The sequence below is a fragment of the Streptomyces sp. STAM6 genome, from assembly GCF_054963715.1.
In genome coordinates, this window is the sequence record NZ_JBUEFZ010000003.1 from 89,087 (window position 1) to 109,771 (window position 20,685).

Consider the following 20,685-nt stretch of genomic DNA (forward strand, 5'->3'; position numbering starts at 1 on the left):
GACTGATTTGCGCAAGCTCAGCTACTTCGTCGCCTGCTCCCTCGACGGCTTCATCGGCGACCCCAAGGGTGACGCCACCTCGATGATCCAGCTCCTCAGCGAGGAGTACCTGGAATTCCTCAAGACCGAATTCCCCGACACGCTGCCGGCCCAGGCCCGCGAGGCCTTCGGTCTCACCGACGCGGAGAACAAGCACTTCGACACCGTCATCCAGGGCCGCGGCAGCTACCAGCTCGGCCTCGACGCCGGTGTGCCCAGCCCGTACGGCCACCTGCGGGAGATCGTGGTGTCCCGCACCCTGAGCGAGTCGCCGCACCCGAACGTCGAGATCGTCTCCGGCGACGTCGTCGCCCGAGTCCGCGAGCTCAAGGCGGAGGACAGCCCCCTCGGCATCTGGCTCTGCGGCGGCTCGAAGATCGCCGGCCAGCTGATGGGCGAGGTCGACGAGCTGGTGATCAAGTCGTATCCGCAGATCTACGGCTCCGGCATGCCCATGTTCGGCGGTGTCGACTGTGCCATCAGCGACTTCACCCTGGACGAGATGCGCGGCTTCGACAACGGCGTCGTCGTCCGGTGGTACAGCAGAAAGCGGTGACGCCCGCCTGTCCGGTCCTCCGGAATCGCAATATCCTGGGGGCATGGGCAGCGAAGGACGTCGAACCGTCCGCAGCCCGCAGGCCGAGCGCGAACCCGTGTGCCCCGCCTGCGGTCGGCCTGTCGGCACGGTGATCGAGCGACACAAGACGCTGGGTGCGTGGGTTCCGGTCTGGCGCCCCCGCCCCTGCCACAACCCCGACTGCGTCCTGTACGTCGAGGAGCCGGACGGTGAGGCGCGGAACGAGCCGGGCAAGAGCACCAAGACCGGCTGAAGTCAGGCTCCGGGGGTGACCGGCCGCACGTCGGAGGCAGTCATACCGCTACAGTCCGCGCCATGTCATCGGAGTCGACGGAAGTATGGACCGGCTGGTACCGGGATCGCCGTGGCGCGGAAGCGATCGTCATCACGGCGGACGGGCGGCGCATCGCCACCCGTATCAGGGGCGTGGAGTACGCGGGCGCGGGCCTCGCCACGCTGACGGGGGCGGAGGAGAACGGCGGCCTGCCCTTGGCCGGCTGCGTCCTGGAGTGGGACCTGCCGTTGCCGGTCGTCCTCGACGGCACACCCCAACAGGCCACCCTCAGCTGCCTGTTGGCTTTGGGTGAAGCCCTGTCCGACGGCTCACCCGAGCGGGTGGATCTTCAGCTGACCCTGCACTGCGGTGGGGCGGCGTACGAGTCGGGCCTGGCGGGCGGCGATTTCGACCAGGCACTCGACCGCATCCTGCGCCAGCTGCCGCCCGGCGCCCGGTTCGGGCGGAGGCTGCTGGAAGCCGCCTGACACACCCCGGGAGCCGGCCGGCTCCCGGGACCCCTCGGCCGGCGTCTCACACCAGGCCGTCCCACCCCCAGCGGGGGGTCGGGCCCGGGTCGCCGAGGTCCGTGCCGGGCGGAGACGCCGAGACCTCCCGGGCGATCTTCGTACCCCAGTCGAAGTACTCGAGGACCCGACGGCGCAGCAGCGCGTCGTCCGGCAGCTCCTGTTCCACCGCCGCGGTCATCAACTCCATCCAGCGCAGACGCTGTTCCTCGGTGATCGAGATCCCGAGGTGGGCCCGCAGGAGGGCTTGGTGGCCGCCCAACTCCCCGGTGAAGCGGGCCGGTCCCGAGAAGACCTCGGCCAGCCAGACCGCCACATGCTCGGTGTGCTCCGGCGTGAAGTCCGCGAAGACCGGCGCCAGCAGCGGATCGGCCGGCACGGCCCGGTAGAAGGTGCCGGCCAGCCGGCGCAGGGCGTCCTCGCCGCCCACCGCCTCGTACAACGTCCCGCGGCGCTCATCCGCGATCTCTTCGGCCTCATCCATGGACCCACGGTCGCACGACCGGTGCCTGCCGGGCGGGTTTCAGCCCACGGCGGATACGGAGGAGGGCGCCCCGCCGACCCGCGGGGCGCCCCGTCCTCTCGTCCCGGGCGGCTACGAGACCCTGGCGGCCGCGGCCGTCAGGCCGCCCCGCCACAGGTAGTCCACGCGGGAGCGCTCCTGGGTGTTCGGCTGGGCGTTCTGGCAGGACGGGCCGGGACCGCCGCCCGACATCAGCTCGCTGCAGGGACCCGAGTAGTGGTCCGGCAGTCCCAGCACATGGCCGGTCTCATGGGCGGTGACGCGGGTGGAGTTGTAGATCTGGTTCTGCCGGTAGTCGAGGAAGATGTATCCCCGGCCGTGCCCGTCGGTGCTGGCGTACGAGCCGCGGGAGTCGTTGCCCTCGTAGTAGCGGAAGTCGGGGTTGCTGCCCTCCTGGAGCTTCACGTTGCTGACGGAGCTGTTCCAGATCTGGGTGGAGCGGGCTATCTGCGTGCGGAAGCTCGGGGCGCTCGACGCCGAGTAGACGACCGTGACGGCCTGGGCGCCCGGACTCGCGGCACGCTTCTCGGCCACCGACCGCATCACGGCCTGGTAGAACGCCTTGTTGGCCTTCGCTTCCTCCGGGGACCCGGCGTACGCGGCGAAGCTCGACGGAACGGACGACGCCGCGGGCACCGGTGCGGCGGTCGCGGTCGTGACCGGTGCGACCGCGAGAGCGGCGGCGAGGCTCAACGCGGCGGCCAGCACGGTCTTGGGGTGTCTCATGGGGGGCTCCTACTCGTCCTGGACGGTGGGGTGGGCCGTCCGGTCGGACCTGTTCGGTTGGACAGAGTTTCGAGGAGCCGACGGGTGAACGGATGATGTCAACGAGCGATAGGACCGGCGTATCTCCGCCAGCGGTCCGGTCTTCAACGGCCTTGACGTGTCTGGTGTGACCCAAGGTGCGGCCCTACTCTCGGTGCATGGAGCTGGAGGTGAGACACCTTCGGGCGCTCTGCGCCATCGCCGACACCGGAAGCCTGCACAAGGCGGCCCGGCAGCTCGGAGTCAGCCAACCTTCGCTGACGACCCAACTGCGCCGCATCGAACATGCCTTGGGCGCCGAGCTCTTCGCCCGCGAGCGGACCGGCTGCCGCCCCACGCCGTTGGGGCACGCCGTTCTGAGCCGCGCCCGCCCCCTCGTCGCCCAGATGGCGCTGCTCGTCGCCGAGACCCGGGCGGCCGCCGCGCGGGCCGACGGCGTCGCCCGGCTGCGGATCGGCTCCACCGCCAGCCGGGTGCTGGCCGGCTGGCTGCGCAGGCTGCGCCAACGGCTGCCCGGTACCGACATCTCCCTGCACATGGACGTCTCCGCCAACGCCCTGCTGCGGGCCGTGGCCACGGGCCAGCTCGACGTGGCGTACGTGCACGAGGTCGAGGGCTGCCCGCTGCGCGTGCCGGACGGACTGGAGCGGCGGGTGCTGGTCGAGCGTGAGCCGCAGTTCATCTCCATGTCCCGCGACCATCCGGCGGCGGCCTCGCCGGTCGTCGACCTGGCCGACCTCGCCGCCGACCGCTGGATGGTCGACCCCACGGTGGACGGCGAGTGGGACGGCCTGCGGCGCGTCCTCGCGGCGGCCGGGATCGACCCCCCGGTCCTCCACGGCGACTACCACACGGCCGGTTCCCTCATCGTGGTCGGCGAGGTCGTGGCGCCCTGCCAGCCGACCTCCGGCCCCCGCGAGGACATGGCCATCCGCCCCTTGCGGGGCGACCCGCTGGCGGTGCGCCTGCTGCTCTACTCCCGGCCCGGGAGCGACCCCGAACCCGTCTACGCCGAACTGGCCGCGGCGTACCGGGAGGCGGCCCTGCGCGCCGCCCCCTACCGCCAGTGGCTGCTGTGCCACGGCAGCCCCCTGGTACAGGCCGCCTGACGAATGCCCCACCTCCGCGGTGAGGCCGGCTGGGTGATCGGCCGAATACGTTGCGCTGCCGTTCGTGCGCTCTGCACAATCCCCGTGTGAGTCAACTCCGCGCGGAAACAACCGAGTCGGCGGTCTGGGCCGAGCAGGGCGTGTGGTCGCGGGCGGCCGGCCGGCTCAAGCGGCGGATCGGGCGGGCGCGTACGGCGTGCCTGCTGCTCGGTATCGCCGCCGCCGTGTCCGGGACCGCCGCGGCACAGACCATGGGCTGGAACGAGACCGTCGGCAAGGGCGCGGCCTTCGTGTCCGCCGTCGCCGCCGGGCTGATCCCCGTGCTCGCCGTCCGGACGGGCACCGCCGCCGTCGAGAACTGGACCCGGATGCGATCGGTCAGCGAGGCCATCAAGAACGAGGTCTACGCCTTCCTCGCCGGGGTGACGCCCTACCGCACCGGGGATCCCCGGTCGGTGCTGAGGGAGAGGACCGACCGGCTGCGGGCCGAGGCCTCGGATCTGCTGCCGTACACCACCGGCATCGAGCCGGTGCCCCGGTCGCTCCCCGCGGTGGCCGATGTCCCGACGTACGCCGACATACGGGTGCGGGGACAGATCACCGGCTACTACCGGCCCAAGGCCGAGCTGATGGGCCGCCGGGCGGCCACGGCCCGCCGCGTCGAGCTGGGCCTCGGCATCGCGGGCAGCGCCCTGGGCGCGCTCGCCGGCGCGTTCGGCGTGGAGCAGGCGGCGGCGTGGGTGGCGGTCGTCGCCACGGTGGGCACGGCGGTGAGCGTGCACGCGCTGGCGGCGAAGTACGAGTACCAGCACATCGAGTTCACCCGTACCGCCGCGGAGCTGCAGCGTCTGCTCGCCCAGCGCGGCGCGCCGCCCTCGCCGGACCCCGCGGAGGAGGACGACTTCGTCAACAGCTGCGAGCAGGTCATCTCGATCCTGAACGACACCTGGATGGCGAAATGGGCCACCCAGTGACACCGCACCGGGCGCCGGGAACGACCCGGCCCGCGACCGGGGGTCGCGGGCCGGGACGCCGGACTCGTGGTCCGGGACGCGTGACCTGGGTCAGGCCTTCTTGGTCTCCCAGAAGATGCGGTCGATCTCCGCGATGAGCTCCAGCGCCTTCTCGCCCGTCTTCGGGTCGGTGGAGGCCTTGGCCGCCGACAGCGCCTTCAGCGTGTCGTTGACCAGCGTGTGCAGCTCCGGGTACTTCTCGAAGTGCGGCGGCTTGAAGTAGTCGCTCCACAGCACCGACACGTGGTGCTTGGCGAGCTCCGCGCGCTGCTCCTTGATGACGGTGGCGCGGGCCTGGAAGTGCGCGTCGTCGTTGGCGGCCATCTTCTCCTGGACGGCCTTGACCGACTCGGCCTCGATGCGGGCCTGGGCCGGGTCGTAGACACCGCAGGGGAGGTCGCAGTGGGCGCTGACCTTCACCTTCGGGGCAAACAGGCGGGAGAGCATTGAGCTGTCCTTCCTCGTGATCGTCTTCTCAGGTGGGACATTACTCCGTGAGAGAGGGGTTTTCGCGAGTGCCCCCATGGGCTTACGACAAAAGTCCAGGGTCACTATGGGACTCGTGGAGGAAAGAACAGGAGGTGCCGGATGACGGAGCAGGGGCGGGAGCCGAGGGCACCGTTCGGGATCGCCGAGGTGACAGGGGTCTCGATGGTGCCGACCCTGCGGCACGGGGACCAGCTGCTGGTGCACTACGGCGCCGGGCTCAAGGCCGGGCACGTGGCCGTGCTGAGGCATCCGCTGCAGCAGGACCTGCTGATCGTGAAGCGGCTGGTCGAGCGGCGGGACGGCGGCTGGTGGGTGCTCGGGGACAACCAGGACGCCGAGGCCGTGGACAGCCGCGCCTTCGGCCCGGTGCCCGGGGAACTCGTCCTGGGGCGCGTACGGGCCCGGTACCGGCGGATACGGCCGGGGCGTCAGCGGTCGCTCGGCGCGGTGCTCTCGTGGCTGGTGTCCGCGGTGCGGCCGGTGCCGGCGGACCGCTCGGTCTCCAGTCGCTTGCGAGCCCGGTAGGCGGCGACGTTCGCCCGGGTGGCGCAGCGGTCGGAGCAGTAGCGCCGGGAGCGGTTGGTCGAGGTGTCGAGATAGGCGTTGCGGCAGGGGGCGGCCTGGCACAGGCCGAGCCGGTCGGCGCCGTACTCGGTGAGGTGGATGGCCAGCCCCATGGCGGCGATCGCCGCGTATCCGGCGGTCGCGTTGGACGGGTGGTCGGCGAGGTGCATGTGCCAGCGCGGCCGCCCCTCGTCGTCGAGGTGGTCGTGGCCGGAGATCTGCGGGGCCACCGGGAACTCCAGCAGGAGCGAGTTCAGCAGGTCGACCGCCTGGGTCTGGTCCCCGGAGTCGGCCGCGGTGAAGACCGCCCGCAGCCGGGCCCGCACCGAGCGGAAGCGGGTCACGTCCGCGTCGGTCGCGCGCCGCGCCATCTGCGAGGACGCTCCGAAAAGGTCACGGACCGCCTCCACGGAGGTGAGGGAGTCCTTGTTGCGCGCCGGCTCCTCGGTGTTCACCAGACGTACGGCGTAGTCCGAGTAAGAGGCCAGTTCCACTTTCAATCCTTACGGCGGCGGGCTGGGATCGGCAGGGCGGACGGTAAGACACAGCTTCTCTACGAGGGTATTACGGCGGGAGGGGCGGCGGGGTGGCCGCGGGACCCGGTTCCCCCGGAACGGCACAAGGGGCGGTACGGATTGCTCCGTACCGCCCCTTCGCGTCCGTGCGGCTACAGCACCTTCGACAGGAAGGACTTCGTCCGCTCGTGCTGCGGGTTCGTCAGGACGTCGCGCGGGTGACCCGACTCGACCACCACACCGCCGTCCATGAAGACGAGCGAGTCGCCGACCTCGCGGGCGAAGCCCATCTCGTGCGTCACGACGACCATCGTCATGCCGTCCTCCGCGAGCTGGCGCATGACGTCGAGGACGTCACCCACCAGCTCCGGGTCCAGCGCCGACGTCGGCTCGTCGAACAGCATCAGCTTCGGCTCCATCGCCAGCGCACGGGCGATGGCGACACGCTGCTGCTGGCCGCCGGAGAGCTGCGTGGGGTAGTTGTCGGCCTTGTCGGCCAGGCCGACCCGGTCCAGCAGCTTCCGTGCCCGCTCCCGCGCCACGGCCCTGGACTCGCCCTTGACCTGGATCGGGGCCTCCATGACGTTCCCGAGCGCGGTCATGTGCGGGAAGAGGTTGAAGCGCTGGAAGACCATGCCGATGTCGCGCCGCTGCAGGGCGACCTCGCTGTCCTTCAGCTCGTAGAGCTTGTCGCCCTTCTGGCGGTATCCGACCAGCTCGCCGTCGACGTACAGCCGGCCGGCGTTGATCTTCTCCAGGTGGTTGATGCACCGCAGGAAGGTGGACTTGCCGGAACCGGACGGGCCGATCAGGCAGAACACCTCTCCGTTGTTCACCTCGAGGTCGATGCCCTTGAGGATGTGCGCGGCGCCGTAGGACTTGTGGACGCCCTCGGCCTTCACCATGGCGGTCATACGGCACCTCCGGCCGAGCGGTCGGACGAGACGAAGCGAAGGTTCTTCTTGACGCGCTGCCACGGTGTATCCGGCAGCGTGCGCAGCGAACCGCGTGCGTAGTACCTCTCGACGTAGTACTGGCCGACGCTGAAGACACTGGTCAGGGCCAGGTACCAGACGGAGGCGACGAGCAGCATTTCCATGATCGCGAAGGACGTCGAGCCGATGTTCTGCGCGGCGCGCAGCAGCTCCACGTACTGCACGGCCGAGACCAGCGAGGACGTCTTGAGCAGGTTGATGAACTCGTTGCCGGTGGGCGGCACGATCACCCGCATGGCCTGCGGCAGGACGATCCGCCGCATGGTCTTGGCGTTGCTCATGCCCAGCGCGTGCGAGGCCTCGGTCTGGCCCTCGTCGACGGACTGGATGCCGGCGCGGACGATCTCCGCCATGTAGGCGCCCTCGTTCAGGCCGAGGCCCAGCAGGGCGACCATGAACGGGGTCATGACGTCCGTCATCTCGTCCTTGTAGAACCCAAGGTTGAGGATCGGGAAGATCAGCGCCAGGTTGAACCACAGCAGCAGCTGCACGAAGACCGGGGTGCCGCGGAAGAACCAGATGTAGAGCCAGGCCACGGCTCCGGTCACCGGGTTCTTCGACAGCCGCATCACGGCGAAGACGACGCCCAGCACCAGACCGATGAGCATGGACAGCACGCTGATCAGCAGCGTCTTGCCCAGGCCGGTCAGGATCCGGTCGTCGAACAGGAACTCGCCGACCGTCTCCCAGCGGATGTCACCCTGGGCGAAGGCCCAGACGAGCGCCCCCAGCAGGGCCACCACGAGCACACCGCTGACCCAGCGGCCCCAGTGGCGGACCGGGATGGCCTTGATCTCCTCGGGGAGCGGGTCGGACTTGGCGAGGGCGCCCGGCCCCGCCTCCTTCGGGACCCCGGCGGGCTTGTCCGCCGGAGCCCCTTCGGTGCCCGCAGCCTTGGCCGGCTTCTCGGCGGAGGCTTTGGCCGGCTTGTCGGCCGCGGCCTCGTTCGGCTTGTCGGCCGCCGCCTCGGACGGCTTCCCGGCCGCGTCCTCGGCCGGTGGCTCGTCGGCGGGCACCTTGTCGAACTTGTCAGTCACAGTGACTGCCCTTCACTGGAACGCGAACTTTGGTACGGAGCGACGGATCACTTGCCGGCGTTGATGGTCGCCGCGGTGACCGCGCTGTTCTTGACGTCCCACTTCTCCAGGACCTTGCCGTACTCACCGTTCTTGATGATGGCGTCCAGCGCTTCCTTGAGCGCGTCACGCAGCTGCGTGTTCTGCTTGTCGACCGCGATTCCGAACGGACCGGCCTCGGTCTGGCCGCCGGCGACCTCGAAGTCGTTGCCGCCACCCGCGGTCTTCGCGATGTACGCGGCGACCGGGTAGTCGTTGAGGTCGGCGGCCGCGCCACCGGACTTCACGCGGGTCTGGGCCTCGGCGTCCGTGTCGAACGCCTCGATGGTGAGCGTGCCCTTCTTGTCCTTGGCGCACTTCGCGGCCTGCGTCTTGAAGGTGTCCTCGTAGATGGTGCCGCGCTGGACGGCCACCTTCTTGCCGCAGAGGTCGTCCAGGGACTTGATGTTCTGCGGGTTGCCCTTCTTGACCAGGAGGGAGACGCCCGAGTTGAAGTAGTCGACGAAGTCGACGCCCTCGCCGACCTTCTTGCCCTTGTCGTCCAGGCCCTCCTGGCGGGCCTTGGTGTCGCTCATGGCGGACATGACGATGTCCTGGCGGCCCGTGTTGAGGGACGAGATCAGGCCGTCGAAGGTGCCGCTCGTGAACTCGAACCTCACCCCGAGCTCCTTGCCGAGCGCGGCGGCGATGTCGGGGTCGATACCGACGATCTTGCCGCCCTCCTCGAACTCCATCGGGGCGTAGGCGGCGTCGGTGCCGACCTTGATGACACCGGCGTCCTGGTACTTCTTGGGGAGCTTGTCGAAGAGCGGGGCGGCGTTGCCCGTCTTGCCCGGCTCGGTGGTGCCGGCCGATCCGCCGTTGGTCTGGTCGCCACAGGCGGTGAGCAGCAGGGCCCCGGTGACCGCGATGGCTCCGACCGCAGCGGTTCGGAGCTTCGCGGCGGTGGTGCGGCGTGTGGTGCTTGCGGTCATGGTCGGGTTCCTCCGGCTTATCTGGGGAGTTGCCAAGGGTCGGGGCACGCACCTTCGAGTGTCGCGACCTCGTGTGATTTGGCATCTTGCCATTCGGACTGGCCCAAACAGGGGGCCTCGCATGTCAAAATCGGATAACGGGTCACCCCCGAACCCGACGGGGCCGGTACATCAAGGCCGGACCTTCTGCGGGTTTATCTTCTTGCAACCGGAAAATCTCCGGCCGATCTCGCCATGTGGGCGGGATCGAACGCGCGATACGGACGCTGTATGGACTTGTCCAGATATTCGGCCATGAGTGGCGAGATCGCCACCTGTCATGCGGGACCGCCGGGCGGGGCCGCAGGCGCCTAATCGACTCGTCGCCGGTACCGTCCGTCCGGTAAGAAGGATCCTTACACCCCTCATCCGGGGCTCAGGGCGCGTTGTGCGGCGCGCCCGCGCGGCTACCAGACACGGCGGCCGCGGTGCCCGCCCACCCCTCCTCAACCAGGAGTGGCCACCCTCAAATGATGAAGACTTAAGGGGTCAACAAATGGCAGCGGAGATCGTCAATCCTCGCAGCGACAGCGATACCGAAGGGACCGACGAGCCCTTCGATCCGGCCTTCGCCCTGCACCGGGGCGGAAAGATGGCCGTGCAGAGCACGGTTCCGATCCGTGACAAGGACGACCTGTCCCTCGCCTACACGCCCGGCGTCGCCAAGGTGTGCAGCGCCATCGCCGAGAAGCCCGAGCTGGTCCACGAGTACACCTGGAAGTCCCAGGTCGTCGCCGTGGTGACCGACGGCACCGCCGTGCTCGGCCTCGGCGACATCGGCCCGGAGGCCTCCCTCCCGGTCATGGAGGGCAAGGCGATCCTCTTCAAGCAGTTCGGCGGCGTGGACGCGGTCCCGATCGCCCTCGCCACGACCGACACGGACGAGATCGTGGACACCGTCGTGCGTCTCGCGCCGTCCTTCGGCGGGGTGAACCTGGAGGACATCTCGGCGCCGCGGTGCTTCGAGATCGAGCGCAAGCTCCAGGAGCGGCTCGACATCCCGGTCTTCCACGACGACCAGCACGGCACCGCCGTGGTCACCCTCGCGGCGCTCCGTAACGCCGCGAAGCTGACCGGTCGCGGCCTCGGCGACCTGCGCGCGGTGATCTCCGGCGCCGGCGCGGCCGGGGTGGCCATCGCCAAGTTCCTCCTGGAGGCCGGCCTCGGTGACGTGGCGGTCGCGGACCGCAAGGGCATCGTCAGCCGGGACCGCGAGGACCTGAACCCGGTGAAGCGCGAACTCGCCGAGATCACCAACCGGGCCGGGCTCTCCGGCTCCCTGGAGAGCGCGCTGGCCGGCGCGGACGTCTTCATCGGCGTCTCCGGCGGCACGGTCCCGGAGCCGGCCGTCGCGTCGATGGCGCCGAACGCCTTCGTCTTCGCCATGGCCAACCCGAACCCCGAGGTCCACCCCGACATCGCGCACAAGTACGCGTCCGTCGTGGCGACCGGCCGGTCCGACTACCCGAACCAGATCAACAACGTGCTCGCCTTCCCCGGCATCTTCGCGGGCGCGCTGCAGGTCCGGGCGTCCCGGATCACCGAGGGCATGAAGATCGCCGCCGCCAACGCGATCGCGGACGTGGTCGGCGACCAGCTCGCCGCCGACTGCGTGATCCCGTCGCCGTTCGACGAGCGGGTCGCCCCGGCCGTCGCGGCCGCGGTGGCCGCCGCCGCCCGTGCGGAGGGTGTCGCGCGTCGCTGACGTACCCCGAAGGCCCCGTCCCGCCCCGGGACGGGGCCTTTGCCGTGCCCGCCGTGCCCGTGCCCGCCCGCGCCGCCGTGCCGCCGCGCCCGTCGTACCGTGCCGCCGTGCCGCGCCGTGCCCGTCGTACCGCGCAGGGACTGACGTCACACCGGTACGCGGTTCCGCCGCGCACCGGTGCCGCCCTAACCTCAAGGTCATGTTCGCTGCCTACGCCGCCCGAATCGACCGCGATCAGCCGCTGAACGGCCTGGTACTGGGTGAACGCCCGGCGCCCGAGGTCCGTCCCGGCTGGACCACCGTCACCGTCAAGGCCGCCTCGCTCAACCACCACGACCTCTGGTCGCTGCGGGGAGTGGGCCTGGCCGAGGACAAGCTGCCGATGATCCTCGGCTGCGACGCCGCCGGCCTCGACGAGGACGGCAACGAGGTGGTGATCCACTCCGTCGTCGGACAGACCGGCCACGGCGTCGGCCCGAACGAGCCGCGCTCCATCCTGACCGAGCGCTACCAGGGCACCTTCGCCGAGAAGGTCGCCGTACCCACCTGGAACGTGCTGCCCAAGCCCAAGGAGCTGAGCTTCGAGGAGGCCGCCTGCCTCCCGACCGCGTGGCTCACGGCGTACCGCATGCTCTTCACCAATGCCGGGGTCCGCCCCGGCGACTCGGTCCTCGTCCAGGGTGCGGGCGGCGGCGTCGCCACGGCCGCGATCGTCCTCGGCAAGGCGGCCGGCCTGCGCGTCTACGCCACCAGCCGCGACGAGGCCAAGCGCAAGCGCGCGATCGAGCTGGGCGCCGTCGAGGCCTTCGAGCCGGGCGCACGGCTGCCGCAGCGCGTGGACGCGGTCATCGAGACCGTCGGCGCCGCCACCTGGTCGCACTCGGTCAAGTCGCTGCGGCCCGGCGGCACGCTGGTGATCTCGGGCGCGACGAGCGGCGACCGCCCCGCGCACGCCGAGCTGACCCGGATCTTCTTCCTCGAACTCAAGGTCGTCGGCTCCACCATGGGCTCCAAGGACGAGCTGGAGGACCTGCTCTCCTTCTGTGCCGCGACCGGCGTCCGGCCGGTCATCGACGAGGTACTGCCGCTGGACCGGGCCCGCGAGGGCTTCGAGAAGATGGCGACCGGTGACCTCTTCGGGAAGATCGTCCTGACGATGTCTTGATGGACCGTCAGGTTCCTTGATGGGATCTCCGGCACCCGATGCCGGAGGTCCCCTCATGCGCACCCTCGCCCTCGTACTCGCCGCCCTGCTGACCCTGCCGCCGACGCGGGCGGCCGAACCGGACATACCCCGTCTCACCGACGACCGCGGCCGTGTCCTCACACTGCGCGGCTGGAACGTCGAGGACAAGACGCACCGCGGTGACGCGGCGCTCTCCGCCATCACCGAGAAGCACTTCCGCGACATGAGCGCGCGGGGCTTCAACTTCGCCCGCCTGCTGGTCTTCTGGGACGACCTGGAGCCCCGGCCCGGCCGGTACAGCCAGTCGTACCTCCGCAAGATCGAGCGCATCCTCGACTGGGCCGACCGTTACGGCGTCCAGGTCCTGATCGACTCCCACCAGGACGTCTTCGGCCCGGCCTTCGGACACCGCGGCATCCCCGAGTGGGCCACCCGCACCGACGGCCTGCCCTTCACCCCGCACCCGGACGACTGGTTCGCCGAATACTTCGAGCCGGCCGTGCAGCGTGCCTTCACCCACCTCTACGAGGACGAGGACCTGCGCCGGGCGCAGGCGCGGATGTGGTGGGTCCTCGCCGACCGCTTCGAGCACCACCCGGCGGTCCTCGGCTACGACCTCATCAACGAGCCGATGGGCGAACTGCGCGAGGGCGAGGACCTGCCCGCGGCCGCCCGCCGCATCGAGCGCGACCACCTCACACCGCTCTACAACCGCCTCGCGGACGCGATCCGCCCGGTCGACGGCGACAACTGGCTCTTCATCGAGCCCACGCCCCTCGTCGGCGAGGGGGTGCCCACCGCCCTCGGAAGGGTCGACGACCCCAAGGTCGTCTACGCCCCGCACTTCTACAACTCGGCGATGGAGGCGGGCGCGGACTACGACCCCGCCGCGGGCTGGATCGAGGCCTACGAGGCGGCGGTCACCCGCTACCCGAAGGAGTACCGCGTCCCGGTGGTCGTGGGGGAGTGGGGCCCGCTGAACAACGCGCTGCCGAACATGGGCCGCTTCTACCGCGAGGCGCTGGCCTCCCTGAACCGCTACAGCTCCGGCTGGGCGGGCTATGTGTGGTGCTACGGCGGCGGGTACTGCGCCGTGGACGGCACGGGAGCCTTCCGTACGAACAAGGAACAGACGGCCGCGCCGTACGCGCGGGCGGTGGCGGGCCGCGGCGTCTCCGAGTCCCCGCTCACCTACACCGCCGCCCGCGGCACCACGGAGCTCTCGTTGCCCCCGGACCCGCGGGGCTGGCGGGTGGAGGTGACGGGCCAGGCCTGGCCGCGCACGGCCACGGTGCGGCCGGACCGGCCCGCCCTCCTGCGCGTCCACGCGGTCCCGGGCACCGAGGTGCGGATCACCGTCACCCCGGGCTGAGCCGCGCTGCCTCAGTCCCGCGGCCCCCGCAGCAGCGCCGCGATGTGGGCCGCGGCCGTGGAGAGGTGCCGGCGGGCCTCCGCCAGCTGGGCCTGTGTCACTCCGTGGTCGCGGGCAGCGTCGCGGACGTCGTCACGGAAGCGGTCCAGCAGCCGCTCCAGGTCACGCGCCGGGTCGCCGGTCGCGGCCAGGTCGTCCCACTCGGGGGCCTCGGCCGGCTCGGGCTTCGCACAGGTCGGCCAGGCCGTCGTGGGCGGGGTCCCGCCGCCGAAGAGGCCGCCAAGACGGGTGGTCAGTTCGGACAGCCCCTCGCGGACACCGTTCGGCCAGTCGCCCGCCGCGATGTGGTCCTGGACCTGCTGGGCGATGCGCTGCATCTCCTCACGGGCGTTCTCCTGCGCCTCCCGGGCCTCGCGGCGGGCCGTCCGCGCGTCCTCGCGGGCCCGGCGCGACTCGTCCTTCGCCCGCCGCGCCTGGTCCTTCCACTCCTGCTTGGCCTTCCGCAGCTCCTCCTTGGCGGTGCGCCAGGCCTCCCAGTCCTCACCCGCGCCGACACCGCCGCCGGACGACGTGCGGGTCGCGCTCGCCGCCGCCCGCATCTCGCTGCGGAGCTTGCCGGCCGCGCCGCGCACGTCGTCGCGGATCTCGGCGGCGAGTTCGGAGACCGAGTCGCGGATCTCCACCTCCAGGTCGGCCAGTTCGTCGCTGCGGCCCGCCAGTTCCGCGCGCCCGGCGTCCGTGATGGAGTACACCTTCCGGCCGCCCTCGGTGGCGTGCGTGACGAGACCCTCGGCCTCCAGTTTGGCGAGCCGGGGGTAGACGGTGCCGGCCGAGGGCGCGTACAGCCCCTGGAAGCGCTCCTCCAGGAGACGGATCACCTCGTACCCGTGGCGCGGGGCCTCGTCGAGGAGCTTGAGCAGATAGAGCCGCAGGCGGCCGTGGGCGAAGACGGGGGGCATCTCAGAGCACCTTTCCCTCGGTGGCCCGCGCGGGCTCGCTGTCGTGCGGGCGGCGCAGCAGGGCGATCGAGCCGGAGACGGTCGTCGCCCGCAGCGTGCCCCGCCCCGTGCCGAGCTTTCCGGTGATCTTCTTGGCGCCCCACTGGCCGCTGACCCGCAGGTCCTCGAACGCGTTGGACACCGCGCCGCTCGCGGTGTTCGCCTCCACCCGCGCGTCGGCCGGGTGCGGCAGCCGGATCGCCACCTCGCCCGAGACGGTGGTCAGCCGGATGTCGGTGGGCTCCTCGGTCGGGTCGAGGTCGATGACCATGTCACCGCTGACCGAGTCGGCCCGGACGGACGTGCCGGCGCCTTCGATGACGGTCAGGTCGCCCGAGACGGAGTGGAAGCGGAGGTCACCGGTGACGGCCTGGGCCTCCAGGTTGCCGGAGACGGTGTCGGCGCGTACCTCGCCGGAGAGTCCGACGAGCGTGGTGTCGCCGCTGACGCCGCGGACTTCCGTGCGTCCCCGGATGCCGGAGACCACGGCGCCCGCCCCGACCACGCCGACCTCCACCGTGGCGCCGGCCGGGACGGCGAGCGACACGACCGCGTTGCGGTGCCACCCCTTGCGGTCGAGCCACTTGAGGAAGCCCTGCCAGGGCAGGTCCTCATAGGCGACCGTGAGGGTGGAGCCCTCCTGGGTGACGATCAGCGGGGGGCCGTCCAGCTCGGACACCTCCACCCGGGCGGAACCCTCGTCGGTGCCGACGACGTTGACCGTGCCGTTGACGATGCGCACCTTGAGCGTCGTCACAGGGTCGTCGAGGGTGATTTTCCTCGGCGCGTTGACGGACCACTCCGGCATGGGGCCTCCCTGGGACATGACGCAACATATCGCGTCTCCTTGAGATACACGATATATCGCGGTCCGGGGAAGTCAAGCGCGCCGTATCGGGGCAAATTGCCCTAGCGTAAGGGGCATGAACGCGACTCACCCCGGCGCGCTCCTGCTGTGCGGAACGGGGCCGGACGCCGTCCGGTCGCCCGCGCACCTGCTGCGCGAGCGGCTGCTGCTCGCCCCGGCCGGCAGCGACTGGAGCGTGCTCGTCCCCGAGGGCAGGCCCTGGCTGGACGGCGCCGAACCGGTCGAGCGGGTCGTGGGCGGCTGGGCCACCGCGCTCGCCGTCGGCGCGCCCTGGCCGGTGGTGGCGCTGTGGTGGGACGCGGACCGGGCCGGCTGCACCCTCGCCACCGGCTTCCGCCGCCCGGTCGGATACACCTGGCTGTCCGACGGCACCCCCGTCGGCGAGGACGAGGCGATGCGGACCCTCGCGGTCCGCCTCGGGCTGGACCCGGTCGTGGACGTCGGGGACCTGGAACGCCTCACCCGGCGCGACCCGGACGCCGACGGCCGGACCAGGCTGCTCGGCCTCACCGCCGTCCTGACCCGGCGGGGCCTCACCCTGCCGCCGGGCCTCACGCCGGGGGAGCCGGCCGACCGCCTGCGCACCGCCGCGCACGCCTACGGCGCCGAACCGGTCGAACAGCAGGGCCTGTCCGGCGGGGTCCGGTCCGAACCGGAGGCCGCCGAAGCCGGCCGGCTCGACCCCCGGGGCCCGGGCTCCCGGCTCCGTGGCCCCGGGGTCCGGATGCTCGCCGCGGTCCAACTCGCGACCGGCCTCCCGCTGCTGGTCTGGGCCCTCGCCCGGCGCAGTCCCGGCTGGGCGGCGGCGGGCGCGCTGCTCACCGCCCAGGGCGCCCTCGGCCTCGCCCACGACCGCGTGCGCGAGGACGGCACTGCCTGAGGAGCCCTCTACTCGTCGTCGTCCTCGTCGTCGAGCCGGGCCAGCCACGTCGCCAGGCGCTCGACTGGTACCTCGAAGTCGGGGTTGAGGTCGACGAACGTACGCAGCTGCTCGGCGAGCCACTCGAAGGTGACCTCCTCCTCGCCGCGCCGCTTCTCCAGCTCCTCGATGCCACGGTCGGTGAAGTACAAGACATGCTCCTGGTACGGACGGGGTGTACCCCTTCAGGGTAAGGGCGCGGGAAAAGGCCCGGCCCCCACGAGTCACCTCGTGGGGGCCGGGCCCGACAGCTACCGCTGAGGCTCCGCTCAGGCGTCGAAGACCTCGCTGACCAGCTGGGCCTGCTCCGCCTGGTGGCGCTTGGCCGAGCCGACCGCCGGGGAGGAGCTGTGCGGACGCGAGATGCGGCGCAGGCGCTCGCCGTGCGGGATGTCCGCGCCGACCGCCAGGTCGAGGTGGTCGATCAGGTTGAGCGCGATGAACGGCCAGGCACCCTGGTTCGCCGGCTCCTCCTGGGCCCACAGGTACTTCTCGGCGTTCGGGTACTTGGAGATCTCGGCCTGGAGCTCCGCACCCGGCAGCGGGTACAGACGCTCGAGCCGGATGATCGCCGTGTCCGTGACACCGCGCTTCTGCCGCTCGGCCTCGAGGTCGTAGTAGACCTTGCCGGAGCAGAAGACGACCTTGCGGACCGCGTTCGCGTCCACCGACGCGTCGCCGATGACCGGGCGGAAGCCGCCCGTGGTGAACTCCTCCGCCTTGGACGCGGCCGCCTTGAGGCGCAGCATCGACTTCGGGGTGAAGACGACCAGCGGCTTGTGGTGCGGGTTGTGCACCTGCCACCGCAGGAGGTGGAAGTAGTTCGACGGCAGGGACGGCATGGCGACCGTCATGTTGTTCTGCGCGCACAGCTGGAGGAAGCGCTCGGGGCGGGCGGACGAGTGGTCCGGGCCCTGGCCCTCGTAGCCGTGCGGCAGCAGCAGCGTGACGCCGGAGGTCTGGCCCCACTTCTGCTCGGCCGAGGAGATGAACTCGTCGACGACGGTCTGCGCGCCGTTGACGAAGTCACCGAACTGGGCCTCCCACATGACCAGCGACTCGGGACGCGCCAGCGAGTACCCGTACTCGAAGCCCATCGCCGCGTACTCGCTGAGCAGCGAGTCGTAGACGTTGAAGCGGGCCTGGTCCTCGGAGAGGTACAGCAGCGGGGTGTAGTCCTCGCCGGTCTCCTGGTCCACCAGCACCGCGTGGCGCTGGCCGAAGGTGCCGCGGCGGGTGTCCTGGCCGGCGAGCCGGACCGGGGTGCCCTCCATCAGCAGCGAGCCGATGGCGAGGGTCTCGCCCATGCCCCAGTCGATCGTGCCGTCCTCGACGGAGGCCGCGCGGCGCTGCAGCTGCGGCATCAGACGCGGGTGGACCTGGATCCGCTCGGGGATGTTGACCTGCGACTCGGCGATCCGCTTCACGACCTCCTGGGAGACCGCGGTGGAGACGGCGACCGGGAACTCCGCCCGGGGCTCCGGGCTGGGCGCCGGGGCGGGGCTGCTGACCGCCTCGCGGACCTCCGCGAAGACCTTCTCCAGCTGGCCCTGGAAGTCCTGGAGCGCCTGCTCCGCCTCTTCCAGCGTGATGTCGCCGCGGCCGATCAGCGACTCGGTGTACAGCTTGCGCACCGAGCGCTTCTTGTCGATCAGGCTGTACATCTGCGGGTTGGTGAACTGCGGGTTGTCGCCCTCGTTGTGACCGCGGCGGCGGTAGCAGATGAGGTCGATCACGACGTCCTTGTTGAACGTCTGGCGGAACTCGAAGGCCAGCCGCGCCACGCGGACCACGGCCTCCGGGTCGTCACCGTTCACGTGGAAGATCGGCGCCTCGATCATGCGGGCCACGTCCGTGGCGTACATGGAGGAGCGGGACGACTCGGGCGCCGCCGTGAAGCCGACCTGGTTGTTGATGACGATGTGGACCGTGCCGCCGGTGCGGTAGCCGCGCAGCTGCGACATGTTGAGCGTCTCGGCGACGACACCCTGGCCGGCGAAGGCCGCGTCACCGTGCAGGGCCACCGGCAGGACGGTGAAGTCCGTGCCGCCCTTGTTGATGACGTCCTGCTTGGCGCGGACGACACCTTCGAGGACCGGGTCGACCGCCTCCAGGTGCGAGGGGTTGGCGACCAGGGAGACCTTGATCTGCTCGCCGTCGAGGCCGGTGAACGTGCCCTCGGCGCCGAGGTGGTACTTCACGTCGCCGGAGCCGTGCATCGACTTCGGGTCGAGGTTGCCCTCGAACTCGCGGAAGATCTGCGCGTACGACTTGCCGACGATGTTCGCGAGGACGTTGAGGCGCCCGCGGTGGGCCATGCCGATGACGACCTCGTCCAGGCGCGACTCGGCAGCCGAGTCGATGACCGCGTCGAGCAGCGGGATGACGGACTCGCCGCCCTCCAGCGAGAACCGCTTCTGGCCCACGTACTTGGTCTGGAGAAACGTCTCGAACGCCTCCGCGGCGTTCAGCCGGCGCAGGATGCGCAGCTGCTCCTCGCGCTCCGGCTTGGAGTGCGGGCGCTCGACGCGGTCCTGGATCCACTTGCGCTGCTTGGGGTCCTGGATGTGCATGAACTCGATGCCGGTGGTGCGGCAGTACGAGTCGCGCAGCACGCCGAGGATGTCGCGCAGCTTCATCATGGACTTGCCGCCGAAGCCGCCGACCGCGAACTCCCGCTCCAGGTCCCACAGGGTGAGGCCGTGCTCGGTGATGTCCAGGTCGGGGTGCTTGCGCTGGCGGTACTCCAGCGGGTCGGTGTCGGCCATGACGTGGCCGCGGACCCGGTAGGAGTGGATCAGCTCGAAGACGCGGGCGGCCTTGGTGACGTCGTCGTCGTGCGACGCGTCGATGTCCTTGAGCCAGCGGACCGGCTCGTAGGGGATGCGCAGCGACTTGAAGATCTCGTCGTAGAAGCCGTCCTCGCCGAGGAGGAAGTTGGCCACGATCCGCAGGAACTCGCCCGACGCGGCACCCTGGATGACCCGGTGGTCGTACGTCGAGGTCAGCGTCATGACCTTGGAGATGCCCAGCTTGTTCAGGGTGTCCTGGGAGGTGCCCTGGAACTCGGCGGGGTAGTCCATCGAGCCGACGCCCATGATGACGGACTGTCCGGGCATCAGCCGCGGCACGGAGTGGACGGTGCCCAGGCCGCCGGGGTTGGTCAGCGAGACGGTGACGCCGGTGAAGTCGTCCATCGTCAGCTTGTTGTTCCGGGCGCGGCGGACGATGTCCTCGTACGCCTGCCAGAACTCGAAGAAGCCCAGCGTCTCGGCCTTCTTGATGCCGGCGACGACCAGCTGGCGCTCGCCGTTGGCCTTCACCAGGTCGATGGCCAGACCGAAGGTCACGTGGTCGGGCTTGACCAGGGTCGGCTTGCCGTCCTTCTCCGCGTAGGACCAGTTCATGGACGGCATGGCCTTGATGGCCTGCACCATCGCGTACCCGATGAGGTGCGTGAAGGAGATCTTCCCGCCGCGGGCGCGCTTGAGGTGGTTGTTGATGACGATGCGGTTGTCGAAAAGCAGCTTCACCGGGACGGCGCGGACGGACGTGGCCGTCGGCATCTCCAGCGAGGCGTTCATGTTCTTCGCCACGGCCGCGGCGGGGCCGCGCAGCGTCACGAGCTCGGGGCCGGCCGGGGCCTCGGCCGCGGGAGCGGCCTTCGCGGCGGGCTTGGCGGCGGCGGGCTTGGCGGCCGGGGCGGCGGGAGCGGGGGCGGCAGCGGTCTGTGCGGGAGCCGCTGCTGCCGGCTGCGCCGGGGCCGGAGTCGCCGGGGCCGGGGTCGCCGGGGCCGGGGCGGCGGGGGTCGCGGTACCCGCAGCCCCCGCGGCTGCGGCTCCCTCGCCCGCGGGCTTGTCCGCCGAGCCGGCGGTGCCCGGCTTGTAGTCGGCGAAGAAGTCCCACCAGGCACGATCGACCGAATTCGGGTCCTGGAGGTACTGCTGGTAGATCTCGTCGACGAGCCACTCATTGGCACCGAACGCGGCGGCAGGGTTCAGACCCTGCCCGTCTTGGTCGGTCGAAGTGCTCGAGTTACTGGGGGACTGAGACGACACGGCGGCAACCGCCCTCTTCCGCTTCACAAGGTGATGGACAGCGGAAATAAAGGCTACGCCTCCCTGGCCGGGAGGTGCAGACCGGGCGTGCCATCGTCGC

The 20,685-nt window shown here is 70.8% G+C and carries 21 protein-coding genes; 10 read left to right on the top strand and 11 right to left on the bottom strand.

The window, feature by feature from the left end:
• Positions 1 to 7 precede the first annotated feature (7 nt).
• The 3 genes from ACY34K_RS05210 (at position 8) to ACY34K_RS05220 (ending at position 1,378) form a co-directional block, all read left to right on the top strand.
• Positions 8 to 595, top strand: a complete 588-nt coding sequence (locus ACY34K_RS05210; RefSeq protein ID WP_462744186.1) for a dihydrofolate reductase family protein — start codon at positions 8 to 10, stop codon at positions 593 to 595.
• A 43-nt stretch (positions 596 to 638) separates the two neighbouring features.
• The gene (locus tag ACY34K_RS05215; RefSeq protein WP_462744188.1) at positions 639 to 869 is read left to right on the top strand and encodes a hypothetical protein; all 231 of its coding nucleotides are present in this window, start codon (positions 639 to 641) and stop codon (positions 867 to 869) included.
• A gap of 62 nt (positions 870 to 931) precedes the next feature.
• Positions 932 to 1,378: a DUF6304 family protein gene (locus tag ACY34K_RS05220; RefSeq protein WP_462744190.1), complete on the top strand. Its 447-nt coding sequence runs from the start codon at positions 932 to 934 to the stop codon at positions 1,376 to 1,378.
• Positions 1,379 to 1,424: 46 nt separating this feature from the next.
• Here the strand turns inward: ACY34K_RS05220 and ACY34K_RS05225 are convergent, their stop codons facing one another.
• Together ACY34K_RS05225 and snpA are read right to left on the bottom strand one after the other, a co-directional pair.
• Positions 1,425 to 1,901, bottom strand: a complete 477-nt coding sequence (locus ACY34K_RS05225) for a group II truncated hemoglobin (RefSeq protein ID WP_462744192.1) — start codon at positions 1,899 to 1,901, stop codon at positions 1,425 to 1,427.
• 111 nt (positions 1,902 to 2,012) lie between these two features.
• Positions 2,013 to 2,666, bottom strand: a complete 654-nt coding sequence (snpA, locus tag ACY34K_RS05230) for a snapalysin (protein ID WP_462744194.1) — start codon at positions 2,664 to 2,666, stop codon at positions 2,013 to 2,015.
• A gap of 197 nt (positions 2,667 to 2,863) precedes the next feature.
• Between snpA and ACY34K_RS05235 the strand changes: the two genes are divergently transcribed.
• Both ACY34K_RS05235 and ACY34K_RS05240 read left to right on the top strand, forming a co-directional pair.
• On the top strand, positions 2,864 to 3,814 hold the full coding sequence (locus ACY34K_RS05235) for a LysR family transcriptional regulator (protein WP_462744196.1): 951 nt from the start codon (positions 2,864 to 2,866) through the stop codon (positions 3,812 to 3,814).
• 86 nt (positions 3,815 to 3,900) lie between these two features.
• A complete protein-coding gene (locus ACY34K_RS05240) occupies positions 3,901 to 4,788 on the top strand; it encodes a DUF4231 domain-containing protein (protein WP_462744198.1) in 888 nt (295 codons plus the stop codon).
• A gap of 90 nt (positions 4,789 to 4,878) precedes the next feature.
• Here the strand turns inward: ACY34K_RS05240 and sodN are convergent, their stop codons facing one another.
• Complete coding sequence (sodN, locus tag ACY34K_RS05245) at positions 4,879 to 5,274, bottom strand: superoxide dismutase, Ni (protein WP_462744200.1); 396 nt, start codon at positions 5,272 to 5,274, stop codon at positions 4,879 to 4,881.
• A gap of 141 nt (positions 5,275 to 5,415) precedes the next feature.
• Between sodN and sodX the strand changes: the two genes are divergently transcribed.
• On the top strand, positions 5,416 to 5,841 hold the full coding sequence (gene sodX / locus ACY34K_RS05250) for a nickel-type superoxide dismutase maturation protease (RefSeq protein ID WP_462744202.1): 426 nt from the start codon (positions 5,416 to 5,418) through the stop codon (positions 5,839 to 5,841).
• Here sodX and ACY34K_RS05255 read toward each other — a convergent pair.
• From ACY34K_RS05255 to ACY34K_RS05270, 4 genes are all read right to left on the bottom strand, one after another.
• Entirely contained in the window at positions 5,745 to 6,374 is a 630-nt protein-coding gene (locus ACY34K_RS05255) for a CGNR zinc finger domain-containing protein (protein ID WP_462744204.1), read from the bottom strand. The genes sodX and ACY34K_RS05255 overlap by 97 nt on opposite strands.
• Positions 6,375 to 6,547: 173 nt before the next feature.
• Positions 6,548 to 7,309, bottom strand: coding sequence for an amino acid ABC transporter ATP-binding protein (locus ACY34K_RS05260; RefSeq protein ID WP_462744206.1), 762 nt, complete (start codon positions 7,307 to 7,309; stop codon positions 6,548 to 6,550).
• Positions 7,306 to 8,184 carry an amino acid ABC transporter permease gene (locus ACY34K_RS05265; RefSeq protein WP_462744770.1) on the bottom strand — a complete coding sequence of 293 codons (879 nt, stop codon included), beginning with the start codon at positions 8,182 to 8,184 and terminating at the stop codon, positions 7,306 to 7,308. Before ACY34K_RS05265 ends, ACY34K_RS05260 begins: the two co-directional genes overlap by 4 nt.
• A gap of 290 nt (positions 8,185 to 8,474) precedes the next feature.
• Positions 8,475 to 9,440, bottom strand: coding sequence for an ABC transporter substrate-binding protein (locus tag ACY34K_RS05270; protein WP_462744207.1), 966 nt, complete (start codon positions 9,438 to 9,440; stop codon positions 8,475 to 8,477).
• Positions 9,441 to 9,975: 535 nt separating this feature from the next.
• Here ACY34K_RS05270 and ACY34K_RS05275 point away from each other — a divergent pair.
• The 3 genes from ACY34K_RS05275 (at position 9,976) to ACY34K_RS05285 (ending at position 13,742) form a co-directional block, all read left to right on the top strand.
• Positions 9,976 to 11,184 carry an NAD(P)-dependent malic enzyme gene (locus tag ACY34K_RS05275; protein ID WP_462744208.1) on the top strand — a complete coding sequence of 403 codons (1,209 nt, stop codon included), beginning with the start codon at positions 9,976 to 9,978 and terminating at the stop codon, positions 11,182 to 11,184.
• 199 nt (positions 11,185 to 11,383) lie between these two features.
• Positions 11,384 to 12,349 carry a zinc-binding dehydrogenase gene (locus ACY34K_RS05280; RefSeq protein WP_462744210.1) on the top strand — a complete coding sequence of 322 codons (966 nt, stop codon included), beginning with the start codon at positions 11,384 to 11,386 and terminating at the stop codon, positions 12,347 to 12,349.
• A gap of 55 nt (positions 12,350 to 12,404) precedes the next feature.
• Entirely contained in the window at positions 12,405 to 13,742 is a 1,338-nt protein-coding gene (locus tag ACY34K_RS05285; protein WP_462744212.1) for a glycoside hydrolase family 5 protein, read from the top strand.
• Positions 13,743 to 13,753: 11 nt separating this feature from the next.
• Here the strand turns inward: ACY34K_RS05285 and ACY34K_RS05290 are convergent, their stop codons facing one another.
• Together ACY34K_RS05290 and ACY34K_RS05295 are read right to left on the bottom strand one after the other, a co-directional pair.
• Positions 13,754 to 14,701: a helix-turn-helix transcriptional regulator gene (locus ACY34K_RS05290; protein WP_462744214.1), complete on the bottom strand. Its 948-nt coding sequence runs from the start codon at positions 14,699 to 14,701 to the stop codon at positions 13,754 to 13,756.
• A 1-nt stretch (position 14,702) separates the two neighbouring features.
• The gene (locus tag ACY34K_RS05295) at positions 14,703 to 15,548 is read right to left on the bottom strand and encodes a DUF4097 family beta strand repeat-containing protein (protein WP_462744216.1); all 846 of its coding nucleotides are present in this window, start codon (positions 15,546 to 15,548) and stop codon (positions 14,703 to 14,705) included.
• 115 nt (positions 15,549 to 15,663) lie between these two features.
• Here ACY34K_RS05295 and ACY34K_RS05300 point away from each other — a divergent pair, with 115 nt between their 5' ends.
• Positions 15,664 to 16,488, top strand: a complete 825-nt coding sequence (locus ACY34K_RS05300; RefSeq protein WP_462744218.1) for a hypothetical protein — start codon at positions 15,664 to 15,666, stop codon at positions 16,486 to 16,488.
• Between the two features lie 8 nt (positions 16,489 to 16,496).
• Here the strand turns inward: ACY34K_RS05300 and ACY34K_RS05305 are convergent, their stop codons facing one another.
• Positions 16,497 to 16,679: a DUF6104 family protein gene (locus tag ACY34K_RS05305; RefSeq protein WP_019075209.1), complete on the bottom strand. Its 183-nt coding sequence runs from the start codon at positions 16,677 to 16,679 to the stop codon at positions 16,497 to 16,499.
• 117 nt (positions 16,680 to 16,796) lie between these two features.
• Complete coding sequence (locus ACY34K_RS05310) at positions 16,797 to 20,585, bottom strand: multifunctional oxoglutarate decarboxylase/oxoglutarate dehydrogenase thiamine pyrophosphate-binding subunit/dihydrolipoyllysine-residue succinyltransferase subunit (RefSeq protein WP_462744221.1); 3,789 nt, start codon at positions 20,583 to 20,585, stop codon at positions 16,797 to 16,799.
• Positions 20,586 to 20,685 lie beyond the last annotated feature (100 nt).

Excerpts from the sequence above, each read along its gene's own strand:
- ACY34K_RS05215 (WP_462744188.1), top strand. The coding sequence starts at position 639 with ATGGGCAGCGAAGGACGTCGAACCGTCCGCAGCCCGCAGGCCGAGCGC.
- ACY34K_RS05220 (WP_462744190.1), top strand. The coding sequence starts at position 932 with ATGTCATCGGAGTCGACGGAAGTATGGACCGGCTGGTACCGGGATCGC.
- ACY34K_RS05225 (WP_462744192.1), bottom strand. The coding sequence starts at position 1,901 with ATGGATGAGGCCGAAGAGATCGCGGATGAGCGCCGCGGGACGTTGTAC.
- snpA (WP_462744194.1), bottom strand. The coding sequence starts at position 2,666 with ATGAGACACCCCAAGACCGTGCTGGCCGCCGCGTTGAGCCTCGCCGCC.
- ACY34K_RS05235 (WP_462744196.1), top strand. The coding sequence starts at position 2,864 with ATGGAGCTGGAGGTGAGACACCTTCGGGCGCTCTGCGCCATCGCCGAC.
- sodN (WP_462744200.1), bottom strand. The coding sequence starts at position 5,274 with ATGCTCTCCCGCCTGTTTGCCCCGAAGGTGAAGGTCAGCGCCCACTGC.
- sodX (WP_462744202.1), top strand. The coding sequence starts at position 5,416 with ATGACGGAGCAGGGGCGGGAGCCGAGGGCACCGTTCGGGATCGCCGAG.
- ACY34K_RS05260 (WP_462744206.1), bottom strand. The coding sequence starts at position 7,309 with ATGACCGCCATGGTGAAGGCCGAGGGCGTCCACAAGTCCTACGGCGCC.
- ACY34K_RS05270 (WP_462744207.1), bottom strand. The coding sequence starts at position 9,440 with ATGACCGCAAGCACCACACGCCGCACCACCGCCGCGAAGCTCCGAACC.
- ACY34K_RS05275 (WP_462744208.1), top strand. The coding sequence starts at position 9,976 with ATGGCAGCGGAGATCGTCAATCCTCGCAGCGACAGCGATACCGAAGGG.
- ACY34K_RS05280 (WP_462744210.1), top strand. The coding sequence starts at position 11,384 with ATGTTCGCTGCCTACGCCGCCCGAATCGACCGCGATCAGCCGCTGAAC.
- ACY34K_RS05285 (WP_462744212.1), top strand. The coding sequence starts at position 12,405 with ATGCGCACCCTCGCCCTCGTACTCGCCGCCCTGCTGACCCTGCCGCCG.
- ACY34K_RS05290 (WP_462744214.1), bottom strand. The coding sequence starts at position 14,701 with ATGCCCCCCGTCTTCGCCCACGGCCGCCTGCGGCTCTATCTGCTCAAG.
- ACY34K_RS05295 (WP_462744216.1), bottom strand. The coding sequence starts at position 15,548 with ATGCCGGAGTGGTCCGTCAACGCGCCGAGGAAAATCACCCTCGACGAC.
- ACY34K_RS05300 (WP_462744218.1), top strand. The coding sequence starts at position 15,664 with ATGAACGCGACTCACCCCGGCGCGCTCCTGCTGTGCGGAACGGGGCCG.